Annotated in this window: 13 protein-coding genes; all 13 read right to left on the bottom strand. The window is 56.8% G+C overall.

All coding sequences use genetic code 11. The features are described 5' to 3' along the window. Positions 1 to 25: 25 nt before the first annotated feature. Positions 26 to 595, bottom strand: coding sequence for a CvpA family protein (locus tag J3362_RS05975; RefSeq protein WP_008171742.1), 570 nt, complete (start codon positions 593 to 595; stop codon positions 26 to 28). 91 nt (positions 596 to 686) lie between these two features. Next, positions 687 to 1,364 carry an SPOR domain-containing protein gene (locus J3362_RS05970; protein ID WP_349518593.1) on the bottom strand — a complete coding sequence of 226 codons (678 nt, stop codon included), beginning with the start codon at positions 1,362 to 1,364 and terminating at the stop codon, positions 687 to 689. Positions 1,365 to 1,487: 123 nt separating this feature from the next. Next, on the bottom strand, positions 1,488 to 2,810 hold the full coding sequence (gene folC / locus J3362_RS05965; RefSeq protein WP_349518592.1) for a bifunctional tetrahydrofolate synthase/dihydrofolate synthase: 1,323 nt from the start codon (positions 2,808 to 2,810) through the stop codon (positions 1,488 to 1,490). After that, entirely contained in the window at positions 2,794 to 3,720 is a 927-nt protein-coding gene (accD, locus tag J3362_RS05960; protein WP_349518591.1) for an acetyl-CoA carboxylase, carboxyltransferase subunit beta, read from the bottom strand. Before accD ends, folC begins: the two co-directional genes overlap by 17 nt. Positions 3,721 to 3,766: 46 nt before the next feature. Then, positions 3,767 to 4,579 carry a tryptophan synthase subunit alpha gene (gene trpA / locus J3362_RS05955; RefSeq protein ID WP_349518589.1) on the bottom strand — a complete coding sequence of 271 codons (813 nt, stop codon included), beginning with the start codon at positions 4,577 to 4,579 and terminating at the stop codon, positions 3,767 to 3,769. 19 nt (positions 4,580 to 4,598) lie between these two features. Next, positions 4,599 to 5,807, bottom strand: a complete 1,209-nt coding sequence (trpB, locus tag J3362_RS05950; protein ID WP_502882420.1) for a tryptophan synthase subunit beta — start codon at positions 5,805 to 5,807, stop codon at positions 4,599 to 4,601. Continuing rightward, on the bottom strand, positions 5,800 to 6,429 hold the full coding sequence (locus J3362_RS05945) for a phosphoribosylanthranilate isomerase (protein ID WP_349518588.1): 630 nt from the start codon (positions 6,427 to 6,429) through the stop codon (positions 5,800 to 5,802). Before J3362_RS05945 ends, trpB begins: the two co-directional genes overlap by 8 nt. Then, entirely contained in the window at positions 6,426 to 7,334 is a 909-nt protein-coding gene (gene truA / locus J3362_RS05940; RefSeq protein WP_349518587.1) for a tRNA pseudouridine(38-40) synthase TruA, read from the bottom strand. Before truA ends, J3362_RS05945 begins: the two co-directional genes overlap by 4 nt. Before the next feature lie 107 nt (positions 7,335 to 7,441). Continuing rightward, entirely contained in the window at positions 7,442 to 10,690 is a 3,249-nt protein-coding gene (locus J3362_RS05935) for a FimV/HubP family polar landmark protein (RefSeq protein WP_349518586.1), read from the bottom strand. 314 nt (positions 10,691 to 11,004) lie between these two features. Continuing rightward, complete coding sequence (asd, locus tag J3362_RS05930; RefSeq protein ID WP_349518585.1) at positions 11,005 to 12,120, bottom strand: aspartate-semialdehyde dehydrogenase; 1,116 nt, start codon at positions 12,118 to 12,120, stop codon at positions 11,005 to 11,007. A gap of 131 nt (positions 12,121 to 12,251) precedes the next feature. Further along, positions 12,252 to 13,325: a 3-isopropylmalate dehydrogenase gene (leuB, locus tag J3362_RS05925; protein WP_349518584.1), complete on the bottom strand. Its 1,074-nt coding sequence runs from the start codon at positions 13,323 to 13,325 to the stop codon at positions 12,252 to 12,254. A gap of 124 nt (positions 13,326 to 13,449) precedes the next feature. Beyond that, positions 13,450 to 14,097 carry a 3-isopropylmalate dehydratase small subunit gene (leuD, locus tag J3362_RS05920; protein ID WP_349518582.1) on the bottom strand — a complete coding sequence of 216 codons (648 nt, stop codon included), beginning with the start codon at positions 14,095 to 14,097 and terminating at the stop codon, positions 13,450 to 13,452. Positions 14,098 to 14,113: 16 nt separating this feature from the next. Further along, the gene (gene leuC / locus J3362_RS05915) at positions 14,114 to 15,532 is read right to left on the bottom strand and encodes a 3-isopropylmalate dehydratase large subunit (RefSeq protein ID WP_349518581.1); all 1,419 of its coding nucleotides are present in this window, start codon (positions 15,530 to 15,532) and stop codon (positions 14,114 to 14,116) included. Positions 15,533 to 15,639: the final 107 nt, after the last annotated feature.

The raw sequence follows: 15,639 nt of genomic DNA, 5'->3' as shown, positions 1-15,639 counted from the left end.
TATCTCCGAGTGTTAAAACTGAATGTTAGCGGGACACGGACGCGGGTTCCACGCCTTCCTGCTCTGTAACGGAATCCGGTTCCGGCGCATTTTCGGGCGCTGGCCCAAGAAAGCGCGCAAATTCATCGCCCAGGGTCCGTCTGGACCAGTCTTCCACCACCGCCAGGCGATCAATAATGATCGAGGTGCGCCACCAGGTATCCTGGGCCAGCGGTGTGTAACGGGTAAATGCAATCGCAACGATCACCACCACCACGCCCCGCAGAAGGCCAAACCCCATACCAAGCACCCGATCGGTAGCCGACAAACCGGTGGCCCGAATCAGATGTCCGATCATGTTGTTGATGATGGCACCGACGATGAGCGTTCCAAAGAAAAGTATGGCAAAAGCAGCGATAAGCCGGACAAGCGGCGTTTCAACCGTGCTTTCCAGCAGAGACTGCATCTGGGGGTGGAAGGTTCTGGCCAGGATGAACGCACCCACCCAGGTCACCAGCGAGAGAGCTTCCCGTACAAAGCCCCGTTTCAGACTGATGAGGGTGGAAACTGTAATCAGGGCGATAATGACCCAGTCAATCCAGATCAGCGCTTCCATTGAAAACCCGGTGGAGAAAAGGAAGCGCGAATTCTATCAGGAAACCCCGGTTCGCCAAACCGCAAGACACACATAAACCGGACCCCGGGCGTTATTTTTCGCCGGAGGTCACCAGACTGTTAAGACCAAAGGCATCGTCAAGCGCCCTTTTTGCAGATTCCGCCTCGGTTTTTGACGCAAAGGGCCCACTGAAGACTCGTGTAAGCGTCGTATCGCCGCGGACAACCTCTTGAAGATGCGAGCCATAGCCCTTTTCCCGGACCTGATCCCTCAAACGGCGGGCGTTGTCGGCATTGCCAAAGCTGCCCAACTGCACCACCCAGGCGCCCTCCAGCGACCGTTCATACTCGGCAGTTTCTGTGGCAGCGTTCTCCGACGTTTGATCGGGCGTCTCAGCCGGCTCGTTGGCGGACTCCTGAGCGTTGTCCTTGTCGGTCTCGGGCTGGCCAGCATCAGACGAATCTGTTGCGTCCTGCACTGAATCTTGGCCAGGAGCCTCTTCGAGGATGCGATAACCAGGGGATTCATCTGCTCCCTGCGCGCTTGATGGTGCTGCCAGGTCGCTATCGCTGGACTCAAGACCGTAAGACGGCGCCGGCGCCAATTCCGATTCGGGCGCCTCCACTTCAGGGAAAGGCGGCTCTTCCGGAATCTTGATGGTCGTGGACGTACGCTCGGAATGAGGCTCATCGAAAAGCATAGGAACAAAGATAACCGCCAGGGAAACAAGTACCAGCGCCCCGATTATTCTCTGTTTCAGTCCATCCACGTTGTTAGGCTCCCAACTGTTATGACTGCGCCCCGACGGGCACCCATGCGCAGATACTAACTGGACGGCAACCGGAACTCAAAGTGTCGGGCACAGCCATGGACAAAGTTTAAGACGGCCTGCCTAGCTTCCGGCTACCTTGCCTGCGAGCAGAATTTCGCGTCCTTCCGCAACTGTGAAGAAAGAACCGAACACAACCACAAGATCATTCGGGCCAGCCATGTCCAATGCTGAAACCAACGCCTCCCGCACGGATTCGAACGCCGGCGCCTGGATGCCCGAATCGGCCAGTCTTGCCTGCAGATCGCGACCGGACAGGCCTCTTGGTACTTTGAGGCTCGCCAGATACCAAGCATCTACTACGTCAACCATGGCTCTGCCCACACCTGCCACGTCCTTGTCCGCCAGGGCGCCATAAACACCATGCACCTGTCTGCCCGGAGACTTTAGCTGACTTAGCTGACCGGACAACCAACCGGCAGCGTGGGGGTTATGACCAACATCCAGGAAGATATCCGGTGAGGAACCAACACGCTCGAAACGCCCGGGCACGCTCAGACCTGAAAGCACCTGCTCAATGACTGATACCGACAGGTTCGGTTCAAGCTCGCGTATGGCGACCACGGCTGCTGCCACACTTTTGATCGGCAGGGGGCCGGCCGGCAGACGAACCGCCTGGCCTCTATGGCGAAGCACCACTGCCGGAGCATCAAAGCCTGCCTGCTGCTCCGGCACCAGCTCATAATCACGCCCCAGTAAAGCAAGTTTGACTTTCTGCGCGGTGGCCTGCTGAAGCACCGAACGTGGCGGATCGGCATCGGCATAGACCGAGGGGATGCCCGGCCTCAGGACCCCGGCCTTTTCAAACCCGATGACTTCGCGATTGTCGCCAAGGAAGGCAACATGGTCGATGTCCACCGATGTCAGGATGGCAAAATCTGCATCCAGGACATTGACAGCATCCAGCCGTCCACCCAGGCCAACTTCCAGCACCCAGTCATCGAGGCCGGCATCGGCAAAGGCCACAAAAGCGGCAAGGGTTCCGAATTCAAAATAGGTGAGAGAGACGTTTCCGCGTGCTTCTTCGACGGCTTCGAACGCCCTGACAAGCGCGTCGTCGGAGATATCCTCACCATTAAGCCGCACACGTTCGTTATAGCGCTGTAGATGGGGCGAGGTATAGGCGCCGGTTCGGCGCCCAGCTGCGCGTAAAAGTGCCTCGACAGCTGCAACCGCGCTGCCTTTGCCGTTAGTGCCAGCCACAGTGATGATCCGGGCGGACGGCTTTCGCCGGAACAACCGCCGCAGAACCACAAGGACCCGGTCCAGTCCAAGATCAATCTCTGTGGGGTGTATCGCTTCCAGATAGGTAAGCCACTGATCGACAGTGACATCAGCCCCCGGCGGTGCCGGGGGCTGATCTGCAGGGTTACTCGGCAGGGGCATCGGTTTCGGGCTTCTCCGAGACTTCAAACTCGATCGGGTCCTCAGTTCCCGGGCGCTCCTGGCCGGTAAACTTGGCGAGTACATGGGCAATGCGCTCGCGCAGTTGATGGCGATGCAGAATCATGTCGATGGCGCCGTGCTCCAGCAGGAACTCACTGCGCTGGAAACCTTCCGGCAGTTTTTCACGAACCGTCTGCTCGATGACACGGGGGCCGGCAAAGCCAATCAATGCATTCGGTTCGGCAATATTGAGATCGCCCAACATAGCCAGGCTGGCAGAAACGCCACCGAATACTGGATCTGTCATTACCGAAATGTAGGGAATCCCCTCAAGCTTCATCCGCTCTAGCACTGCGGCAGTTTTAGACATCTGCATCAGCGAAAGAATGGCTTCCTGCATCCTGGCACCGCCACTGGCCGAGAAACAGACCAGGGGAATTCGCTCCTTGAGGGCAACGTTAGCTGCCTGAACGAATTTTTCGCCGACCACCTGACCCATGGAGCCGCCCAGGAAGCCAAACTCAAATGAACAGGCAACCAGGGGCACACCGAGCGTTGTGCCTTTCATGGCAACTAGTGCGTCTTTCTCACCGGTACCTTTCTGGGCCTGGGACAGACGGTCCTTGTAACGTTTACTGTCCTTGAACTTAAGCCGATCCCAAGGCTCGAGCTCAGAGGCAATTTCTTCCCGCCCTTCCGGGTCAAGAAAAACGTCCAGACGACGGCGGGCAGCGACCCTCAGATGGTGGTTGCATTTGGGGCAAACATCCAGGTTTTTCTCAAGTTCCGGCTTGTAGAGAAAGGCGCCACATTTGGGGCACTTCTTCCACAGCCCCTCTGGCACTCCGGTTCTCTGCTTGGAATCCGAGCGAATCTTGCTCGGCATGATCTTGTCCAGCCAGTTACTCATGGTCTCATCCTGTCCTTTGACGCCTGTTTGCCCTCCTCCTCTTCATTCAGGAGGCGAGACTGTCCAGTGCTTCACGCATCGGGTGGAGCAGATCCGTCAATGCCCTCTTGAGCTGGTCGGTATCTGCCTGATTTCTGGCTATTGTATCGACCAGGACGCTGCCAACAATTACACCATCGGATACCCGACCGACCGCTGCAGCAGTTTCCGCGTCACGAATCCCGAAACCAACACCGACCGGGAGAGCTGTCAATTCGTGAATATGATTTACCTTGGCAGCAACCTCTTCCACGTTGATAGTGGCAGATCCCGTTACACCCTTGATAGAAACATAGTACACATAACCGGAGGAGTGCTCACTGATTGCCCGGATCCGGTCATCGGTCGTAGTTGGCGAAAGCAGGAAGATGGCGTCGAGATTTCGCTGGGTAAACAGCGGAGCAACCTCGTCGGCCTCCTCCGGTGGCAAGTCAACGGTCAGAATGCCGTCGACGCCAGCATCTTTGGCAGCATCTGCAAAACGCTCGTAGCCCATGGCTTCCATCGGGTTCAGGTAGCCCATCAAAACCACCGGAGTGGCGTCGTCTGACTTGCGGAACTCCTTGACTATGGCAATGACCTGTCTCAGCGAGGTTCCGTGCACCAGCGCCCGCTCACAGGCAAGCTGGATTACCGGGCCGTCTGCCATGGGGTCGGAGAATGGCACGCCAAGCTCGATAATATCCGCGCCCGCCTCAACCAGTGTGTGCATCAGATCTACCGTGACATCGGGATGCGGGTCACCGGCGGTAATATAGGGAATAAGTGCCTTCCGACCTTGTCCTTTCAGGGCCTTGAGGACCCCTTCAATTCGGCTCATGCCTGCTCCTGTTAATTCTTCAGATCTCGATGCCTTCAAGCTTGGCAACCGTGTTAATGTCCTTGTCGCCACGCCCGGAAACGTTAATGACAACGGTCTGGTCTTTGTCCATGGTCGCCGCCAGCTTGATGGCATAAGCGACAGCGTGAGCCGTTTCCAGCGCGGGCATAATACCCTCAACGCGAGTCAATTTCCGGAATCCTTCCATCGCTTCGTCATCGGTAACGGACACATAATTGGCACGGCCAATATCCTTCAACCAGCTGTGCTCTGGACCCACTCCTGGATAGTCCAGGCCGGCACTCACCGAGTGAGTACTCGCGATCTGGCCATTCTCGTCCTCCATCAGGTAGGTACGGTTACCGTGAAGCACGCCCGGACGACCGGCACAAAGCGGTGCCGCGTGTTTGCCGGTATCAATGCCCAGGCCGCCAGCCTCGACACCGTAAAGCTGTACCGACTCATCAGAAAGGAACGGATAGAACATGCCAATGGCGTTGGAACCACCACCCACACAGGCAACCAGGGCATCCGGCAATTTGCCGGTTTTCTCCAGCGCCTGACGACGGGTTTCCCGACCGATTACCGACTGGAAATCCCGGACCAGAAGCGGATATGGATGCGGCCCAGCAACGGTGCCAATGATATAGAAGGTGTCGTCCACGTGAGCCACCCAGTCACGCATCGCATCGTTCATGGCATCCTTGAGGGTTTTGGTGCCACCCTGAACTGCATGGACCGTCGCGCCCAGGAGCTTCATCCGGAACACGTTCAGGGACTGTCGCTGGACATCCTCTGCGCCCATGAACACATGGCATTCAAGGCCCAGACGCGCACAAACAGTAGCAGTAGCAACACCGTGCTGACCCGCGCCTGTTTCGGCAATGATCCGCTTTTTACCGAGGAAACTGGCAAGCAGCGCCTGGCCGATCGTGTTGTTCACCTTATGGGCACCGGTGTGACAAAGATCTTCACGCTTGAGCCAGATCTGGGCGCCGCCGGTTTCACGGCTAAGACGTTCGGCGAAATACAGGGGCGTTGGCCGGCCAACATAATCCGCCAGCTCCTTGTCAAACCGCGCCTGGAATTCCGGATCCTTCTTCAGGCGGGCGTATTCTTTCTCAAGCGTCATCAGGGAATCCATCAGAGTCTCGGAAACAAATCGCCCACCAAAGGCCCCGAAGTGACCCCGCGCGTCCGGCAGTGCGCTCAGCATTTCTTCAGTCAGTTTTACAGACACGGTGAACCTCTTTAATGAAATGAGAAATTTTCTGGATATCCTTGATGCCTTTGCCCTGTTCAACACCGCCACTGACATCTACAGCCCAAGGTTTCACCTGATTCACAGCGGCGAATACGTTATCAGATGACAAACCCCCGGCCAATATGATCGGAAGCGGCCGGTCATCAGGGATCAGATCCCAGTTAAACGATTTTCCTGTGCCTCCATACCGGTCCGGATCCCAGGCATCAACCAGCAGGCCGGATGCGTTGTGAAACTCCTCGAAAGCGGCTTCAATCTGCCCCGCCTCACGGACCCGGATGGCTTTGATCCAGCGCCGGCCGAAACCAGCACAGAAATCCGCCGATTCGTCGCCATGGAACTGCAGCAAATCCAGTGGCACCCGCTCGAGAACCGCCTCGACTTCCTGCCTGGATGGATTAACAAACAATCCAACCACTGACATGAGCGCCGGAACACGCTTGGCTAACTCGGCGGCCAACTCCAACGACACTGATCGGGGACTCGGCTCATAAAAGACCAGACCCAGGGCGTCGGCGCCGAATTGAACAGCCCCGTCGATATCCTCGGGGCGGGTAAGGCCGCAAATCTTGACCCTGGCGCTCATTGGCTAGGAACCCGCTGTTTGACATGGATGTGTGTTGGGGTGAACGGACTGTTCTCTTCCCGGGTAAACCAGGGCCGCAGAAAGCCCGGGCCGCATTCGACAGCGGGAATTCCGAATTCGTCCGGGTACCCAACATCGACCAGATACAGACCATGGGGAGGCGCGGTTACACCTGCAGCTGTCCGATCTCTGGCCACCAGTATCTCATGAATCCACTCCGGTCGCTGCTTTCCCGAACCAACCGCCATCAAGGCACCGGCGATATTCCTGACCATGTGATGCAAGAACGCATTGGCCTGCACGTCTATTACGACAAAATCCCGCTTCCGGGTTACCGAAATACGTTCCAGAAACCGAATCGGTGTTCGAGACTGGCACCCGGCCGCGCGGAAAGAGGAAAAATCATGTTCTCCGGCCAATGCCTGAGCGGCCTCGTGCATGCGATCGGCGTCCAGTGGGCGAAAGGTCCAGCTTACCTGGCCCCGCTGTATACCCGGGCGTACTGGATGGTTGTAAACGATGTAACGGTAACGCCGATAGGTCGCTGAAAATCGAGCGTGGAAATCTCCGACTCCATTTCCGGCCCAGTGCACAGAAATGTCCTCGGGCAGAGCCGTGTTTATACCCATAACCCAGGAGCGCAGGTTACGAACAGACGGAGTGTCAAAATGGGCGATCTGATAGCTGGCGTGCACGCCGGCATCCGTGCGGCCCGCACACACCAGATCAACTGAATGGTCCGCAACCTTTGCCACCGCTGCCGTCAGTTCCGCTTCTACCGATCGGACACCGGATTTCTGGAGTTGCCAGCCATGAAACCCACGCCCGTCATATTCGAAGGCAAGTGCGACGCGGCCCGCGCCTACGGCGTTATCGGTGGTGAGCTGCTGAGTCTCGAGAAACAAGTGCAAATCCGAAGAGAGTGGTTCTATAAAAACAAAGCGCCGACCTTGTTGCCGGGAAGATACCCGGCGGTCGGCGCTTGCTACCTGTCAGAGCCGATTATAACGGATCAGGACAGATTTTTAAGGAGGTCTTGCGCCTCTGCTTTCTGATCTTCGTTTCCTTCAAGGGACACTTCTTCCAGAATGTCGCGAGCTCCATCAGCGTCACCCATCTCAATGTAGGCCCGCGCGAGATCAAGCTTGGTCGCGGCCTCATCGGTTCCGGCCAGGAAGTCGAAATCGTCTTCGTCACCGAGTTCGCTTTCCTCAATGTCCGCAGCCTGCGATTTGCGCGACTCATCGGAAACCTCATCAGACGCAACTGGGAGATCGAGATCATTCTCAGGTGTCTCCGAGTCTTCGAGCTCATCGGTTACACCCAGTTGCTCGAGCTCCTCTGCGTCCTCAACCGTCTGTTCAGGATCAGCTTCCTCTGCATCGCCCTCACCGAGCGTGTCCTCAAGACCAAGCTCTTCATCGAGTGACGCTTCTTCGCTCTCCTCAGGGTTGGCTGAATCGGCCGAATCGGAAAACTCTTCCATCAGGGCCAGGTCTTCATCGGAGACATCGAGTTCCAGATCATCCAGCGAAGATTCTTCCATTTCACTGCCACCAAGCTCGTCTTCTTCACCGGCTACCTTGTCCAGTTCCGCATCGAGCTCGTCCAGGAATGACTCGTCCAGCGAATCAATATCGGATTCGCCGTCAGTATCAGCACCCTGCTCCGAGACTCCCTCGGATGTGGTTTCCGGCTTTCCTGCTAGCTGATCCTCCGCGAGGTCTCCGTCGTCCAGATCACCCTCTTCCAGATCAAGACTAAGGTCGTCATCAGAATCGTCGAGCTCCTGATCTGCGCCGGATGGCTTGTCAGAGTCCGCTTCGAACTCCGAAGACAGATCCCAGTCTTTTGATTCCTCAAGCTCGGAGGTGTCTTCGGTCGAAGGCTTTTCTTCGTCCGATTCCAGCTCCAGACCCGACAGATCATATTCGATCATGTCGTCCCGGCTTTCCTCTTTGCCCTCGTCAGACGCGTCCTCCTTGCTGGCCTCGGAATCTTCAAGCTCATCAAGCTCGAAATCAGACAGGTCAGTCTCTGAAAGGTCGGAATCAAAGTCGCCAAATTCGTTCTCGGCCGGCTCTTCTTTCTCGGAATCAAACTGATCGGCGAGAAGTTCATCAGATTGGGGCTTGTCCTGCTCCCCAGTTGACTCAGCACCGGTTTCTTCAGAATCGTAGGAAGTTGCAAACGAGTCCGAACGCAGCTGAGACTCAAGGTCATCAATACTGGGCATCGACTCCGCCTCTTCCAACCGCGCGCGCAGCTCGTTCGCGGTGGTCAGCGCTTCTTCATCGTCCAGAGCCTCGACCTCTCCGAATTGTTTCTCGAAGGAATCGCGATCCTGGGTATCGGCGTAGACACCCAGCAGCTTCAGGCGCAGATCGGTGCGACTGGGCTCACGGGAAATTGCGGTTTCCAGAGCCTGCGCAGCCCGATCATGCTGGCCATAGGCAATGTAAGAGTCAGCCTCGGCCAGGGCGTCGCCTGCCGCCGATTGCTGATCTTCTTCATCCAGGCTCAGATCAAAGGAATCCGTTTCTTCGTCGGTTTCATTGTTCAGCTGTTCGTAAAACGCCTTTTCCCGGTTTGCATTGCGGCGAGCAAGCAGCAGGAGAAGCAACAGAAGAGCGATCAGACCGCCACCCAGCGCAATCTGATACATCGGATTACCGGTTATGGCATCAATAACGTTGCCGGGGAAACCTTTGTCGGCAGCCGGAGCCTGTTGGGCAGGCTTGGGCGCAGGCTCTGCGGACTGCTCTGTTTGTGTCGGGGCTGACTCCGGCGCCGCAGTCTCTTCAACCGCATCATCGGTAGCCGCAACCGCCGGCTCATTCGATCCGGACATTTCCGCCTGTTCAGATGCGTCACCGGCATCGGCACTCATCTGATCATCGGTTGCCTGACCGGAACCGGCCATTGCATCAGTTTCATCGACCATGGCCTCGGACTCGGCCATGTCGTCTGATTCAGTCGTAGCTTCTGCATCTCCAGCCTCACCGTCCATCATGTCCGCATCGACGGGTGCCGTATCACCTTCACCGGCATCGTCCATGGGGACAGACGCCTCTGCCCCGTCACCGGAAACCTGATTTTCAACGGGTGCAGCCTGCTCTGCCGTTTCATCACCGGCAGTCTGCTGCATTTCAGCAAGCTGGGTATTCTTGAGTTCAAGCAGGCGCTGCAGAGTCTGCACCTGGTCCTGCAGATCCTCCACGCGACTGTTCAGCTCATCGTTCTCCCGGCGAGCGCTCTCGAGCTCTTCCATCGCGACCGCTGTGCCGGCATCAACGCCCCCCGGCAGTTCGCTGTCACCGCCTGCGGAGCCACTTTCGCTGGCCTCATTGCCGGCATCATCTGAGACTACCAGTTTCAGCTCATCGCCTCCGGCGCCAGCCTGCTGCTGAGGCGCGGACGCTGCCTGCTGCTCAGCGGTTGCATCCACTGTGCGCTGGGGAGCCTGGAATTCCTGATTCTGCTGGGCAACCAGGCGGGTAGCTTCAGCGCGAGTGCGACTCTGGATCTGATCCGGAGACGGGACGCGCAGCACTTCACCACGCTTCAGGCGATTGATGTTATTGCCAATGAATGCATTCGGGTTCAGGTCCTGAATTGCCAGCATGACCTGCTGCATCGAGACACTGTTGTCAGGACGCACCTGAGACGCGATGGTCCACAGCGTGTCTGAGGGTCCGGTGGGCCCGAATGTATCGGCCTGATATCCGGAACCCAGCGACCGCTCGGCCTGAGCCTGGCGACGAACTGATTCGGCGCTGCGAGTGGTCGTCGGCTGACTGGTTGTCTGAGACGTGGAGACCGCTGGAGTGCTGACCTGTTCCTGCACGCCAGACTCTTCCGCGTATACCGGTGGGTCCACCAGCACGGCGTATTCCCGCATTAACCGGCCGTTTGGCCAGGTCAACTCAAGCAGGAAGTTGAGGTACGGTTCCCTCAGTGGTTCACGGGACGAGACATTGACAATGAGACTGCCATCATTGCCTGTGACCACCTGGAACCTGAGCTTGCTGAGAAACTGGTTGCGATCCAGCCCCACCCGCTCATATGCCTGTTCCGAGGCAATATTGACGAACACGTCCGCTGGATTGACGCCACGGCTTTGGGGCAGAACAATCTCTGCGTCCAGTGGCTCGTTCAGATAGGACTGAAGTTCTATTTCACCCAGCCCCAGGGCCTGTGCGACGCCGGATCCGAGCCCTCCCGCCAGAGCCAGGGCAACCGCAAGCTTGCGTACCTTCATGCTTTTTCCTTTCCAGTCTCCGTTATTCGTTACTGCTCTTTTACAAACAGAATCGGACGAGGTTGGATGACTTCCGTCTGGATAATTCTCGTTATTATGTGTTCTTTTTAATTTTCAGTCCGGCAAGTATTGTTGATAAAACCTCTTTTATCAATCAATCAGCGGCAGTCCTTGTACCATTTTTTTATCAATCGCACGGAACTGCCTAGCCCTCTTGAAAATAACAGGGGCGGAGACTGAAATCAGCCTCCGCCCCTTCACCGGTTCACCGAAACCGGACACAGTTGGCATTTATTGCCTCTGTGTAACAATTTTTAACGCTCCTGGAGGATCCGGAGCATACGGCGCAGCGGCTCGGCGGCTCCCCACAGGAGCTGATCACCCACGGTAAACGCAGAAATATATTCCGGACCCATGGTCAGCTTGCGGATACGGCCGATGGGCACGCTCAAAGTACCCGTCACCTTCGCCGGGGTCAGTTCCTCAATGGTCGCGTCACGGTCATTGGGGATCACCTTTACCCAGTCATTGGCTTTAGCGAGGATCGACTCGATTTCAGAAACCGGGAGATCCTTCTTCAGCTTGATGGTCAGCGCCTGACTGTGAGAGCGCATGGCGCCAATGCGCACACAGATACCGTCGATCGGAATCGGGTTGTCGGAGCGACCAAGAATCTTGTTGGTCTCGACGCCCGCCTTCCACTCTTCCTTGCTCATGCCGTTATCGAGCTGCTTGTCGATGAACGGGATAAGACTGCCGGCCAGGGGCACCTGGAAGTGCTCGGTCGGGAAGCCATCCGAACGCATAGTTTCGGTTACCTTGCGGTCAATCTCCAGAATCGCGGAGGAAGGATCGTCCAGCTCGGTTTTGACGCTCTTGTTCAGGTCGCCCATCTGGTTCAACAGTTCGCGCATGTTCTGGGCGCCGGAACCGGAAGCCGCCTGATAGGTCATGGGCGATACCCACTCGATCAGATCCTGCTCCAACAGGCCACCAAGGGCCAGCATCATCAGGCTCACGGTGCAGTTACCACCGATGTAGTCTTTAACGCCTTTCTCGAGCGCGGCATCAATCACGTTACGGTTGACCGGATCCAGAACAATCACGGAGTGGTCTACCATCCGTAGCGTGGACGCTGCATCGATCCAATAGCCTTCCCAACCCGCGTCCCGGAGCTTCTGATAAACCGCACCGGTGTAGTCGCCACCCTGACAGGTCACGATGACATCCATGGTTTTCAGAATCTCGACGTCAAACGCGTCCTGCAGAGGAGGAACGTCGTCTTTTCCCACGTCCGGCGCAGGCTTGCCAGCCTGGGATGTGGTGAAAAACACCGGTTCGATATCGGCGAAATCGTTTTCTTCACGCATGCGTTGCATGAGGACCGAGCCCACCATGCCACGCCAACCTACAAGTCCAACTCGCTTCATGTGCGATCTTCAGACCTCGTTTTATGCCCGCCCCATGCCTTTATCGCTGGCAGGGACAGGATGGATGATCCCGCGGCAACTGCATCGCGTTGCCGTCGGGTCTCAAATACGCCTGTCAGGGCCTGGCCTCTTTACAGCGCAGCCAGAACCGCCTCACCCATTTCCCGGGTGGACACTTTCTTTGCGCCCTCAGACATGATGTCCGCTGTTCGCAGACCCTGATCCAGGACCTTGCTGACCGCCGCTTCAATCGCTTCAGCGGCTTTTTCCTCATTCAGACTGTACCGCAGCATCATTGCAGCACTGAGGATAGTGGCCAGCGGATTGGCAATGCCCTGCCCGGCAATATCCGGCGCAGACCCGTGGCAGGGCTCATACATGCCCTGCTTTTCCGAGTTCAGCGACGCCGATGGCAACATGCCAATGGAGCCGGTGAGCATAGCCGCTTCGTCCGAAAGAATATCACCAAACATGTTGCCAGTCACAATCACGTCAAACTGCTTGGGTGCGCGAACCAGCTGCATGGCGGCATTGTCCACGTACATATGGGACAACTCCACGTCCGGATATTCCCGTCGCAGGTCGTTCATGATTTCCCGCCACAGAACAGTCACTTCCAGCACATTGGCCTTATCTACGGAGCACAGTTTCTTGCCCCGCTGCTGGGCTGCCTCAAAAGCCACACGCCCAATACGACGAATTTCCGATTCGGTATAGGCGTAGGTGTTGTAACCCTGGCGCTCCCCACTCTCAAGCTCCCGCACACCGCGCGGCTGGCCAAAATAGATGCCGCCGGTCAGCTCACGGACAATCATGATATCCAGACCGGAAACAACTTCCGGCTTCAGGGAAGAGGCGGAGGCCAGTTGCGGGTAAAGAATTGCAGGGCGCAGGTTGGCGAACAGTTCCAGGTTGGAACGCAACCCCAGCAACCCCTTCTCCGGGCGCTTGGCCATGGGCAGGCTGTCCCACTGCGGGCCGCCAACCGCACCCAGAAGAATCGCGTCGGCTCTGGTCGCCTTCTCGAGGGTTTCATCCGGCAGCGGTGTGTCGGTTTCATCAATCGCCGCACCGCCCACCAGGCCAGACTCAAAACTCAGGTCGAGATTGAACTGATCATTGATCTTGCGAAGTACTTTTTCCGCTTCAGCGACGATTTCCGGGCCGATGCCGTCACCGGGAAGCATCAGGATTGTTCTGGACATGTTGTTTCCTTGTTCCATTCCTTTGTGTCGGATTACGCCGTGGGCTAATCCGACCTACGTTTACTTATATTCCTGCGTAGTCACAGGTAGGTCGGATTAGCGCCAGCGTAATCCGACAGCCTATTCACTCACCGGCACCAAACAGCCAGGGCGCCGTCTTCCGGCGGCTTTCTTCATATGACCGGATCAGCTCAGCATCCTCCAGTGTGACGCCAATATCGTCTAGACCGTTCAGCAGACAATGACGACGGAAATCATCCACCTCAAACGAGAAGGTCTCACCGGACGGAGTGGTCACGGTCCTGGCTTCCAGATCGACTGCTAACTGATAGCCCTCGTTCTGCTCCACTTCCCGGAATAATTGATTAACAACTTCTTCAGGGAGAACAATAGGTAACAAGCCATTCTTAAAGCAGTTATTGTAGAAAATATCGGCAAAGCTCGGAGCGACAATCACCCGGAAGCCGAAATCCTCCAGAGCCCAGGGCGCGTGCTCCCGGCTTGAACCACAGCCAAAGTTACGTCGTGCCAACAGCACACTGGCGTTCTTGTAACGGTCCTGATTCAGGACAAAATCCGGATTGATCGGCCGGGTAGAAGAATCCTGATCCGGCTTGCCTTCATCCATATAACGCAGTTCATCAAACAGGTTCGGGCCGAAGCCTGTGCGCTTGATGGATTTCAGAAACTGCTTGGGAATAATCATGTCCGTATCCACGTTGGAACGGTCCATGGGGGCGACAACGCCCTGGTGGTGCTTTAATGCGCGCATGGTTCTCTCCTGTGGATCAGTTCATCAGCTCACGGACATCAACGAAATGGCCGCTTACCGCAGCAGCGGCAGCCATGGCCGGGCTTACCAGGTGGGTACGCCCGCCAAAGCCCTGACGGCCCTCGAAGTTCCGGTTCGACGTGGAAGCACAATGCTCCCCCTGCCCCAGCTTGTCGGCGTTCATGGCCAGACACATCGAACAGCCCGGGTCGCGCCACTCAAGACCGGCTTCGATAAAGATCTTGTCGAGACCTTCCTGCTCCGCCTGGGCTTTCACCAGACCGGAACCGGGAACCACCATGGCCTGCTTCAGAATCGGCGACACCTTCCGCCCTTTCACCACGGCCGCGGCCTCGCGCAGATCCTCAATCCGGCTGTTGGTACAGGAGCCAATGAACACACGATCCAGCTTGATATCGGTAATCGCCATATTGGGCTGCAAACCCATGTACTTGAGAGCGCGAACAATGCCTTCACGCTTGATCGGATCGGCTTCCTGTTCCGGATCGGGCACCTTGCCATCAATTCCGGCCACCATTTCAGGCGACGTACCCCAACTCACCTGCGGCTGGATTTCCGAGCCTTCCAACTCAACAACCTTGTCGAAGACAGCATCGCTATCGCTATGCAAGGTTCGCCAGTAATCAACCGCTGCATCCCACTGGTCGCCCTTCGGCCCGAACGGACGATTACGAACGTACTCGATGGTGGTGTCATCCACCGCCACCATACCAACCCGCGCACCGGCCTCGATGGACATGTTGCAGATGGTCATCCGTCCTTCCATGCTCAGGCCCTGAATGGCTTCGCCACCAAACTCAATGGCGTGCCCGGTACCACCGGCAGTCCCGATCTTGCCAATGATGGCCAACACGACATCCTTGCCGGTAACGCCCGGACCCAGCTTGCCATTAACCTTCACCAGCATGTTCTTCATTTTCTGCTGCACCAGGCACTGGGTGGCCAGCACATGCTCAACTTCACTGGTGCCAATACCGTGAGCGAGGCAACCGAAGGCACCGTGGGTCGAGGTGTGAGAATCGCCACAAACAATGCTCATGCCCGGCAACGTCGCGCCCTGCTCGGGCCCGATAACGTGCACGATGCCTTGGCGCTGATCCTTGATCTTGAACTCAAGAATTCCGAACTCGTCGCAGTTCTTGTCCAGCGTTTCCACCTGAATACGGGAAACCGGATCAACAATACCTTCGACACCACGATCACGATCCGTGGTAGGCACGTTGTGGTCCGGCGTCGCAATGTTGGCATCGATCCGCCACGGCTTCCGCCTCGCCAGACGCAGGCCTTCAAATGCCTGGGGTGATGTCACTTCGTGCAGTAACTGACGATCGATATAGATCAACGCGGAGCCGTCATCGCGCTGTTTGACGAGATGATCGTCCCACAATTTATCGTATAAGGTCTTGCCCGCCATGGTTCTCTCTCACTCTCTGGGGGTTTTTGGTTCTGACGTTTGATACCGCTATCTTACCGCCTGCGACCGGATAACCTCAATTCATGTTTTTTATCTATCGCATGCCT

The sequence above is a fragment of the Marinobacter sp. NFXS11 genome (genome assembly GCF_040148675.1).
In the GTDB taxonomy this organism is placed as follows: domain Bacteria; phylum Pseudomonadota; class Gammaproteobacteria; order Pseudomonadales; family Oleiphilaceae; genus Marinobacter.
The sequence above is the reverse complement of the archived record's forward strand: the minus strand, read 5'-3'. Positions and strand labels throughout refer to the sequence as shown.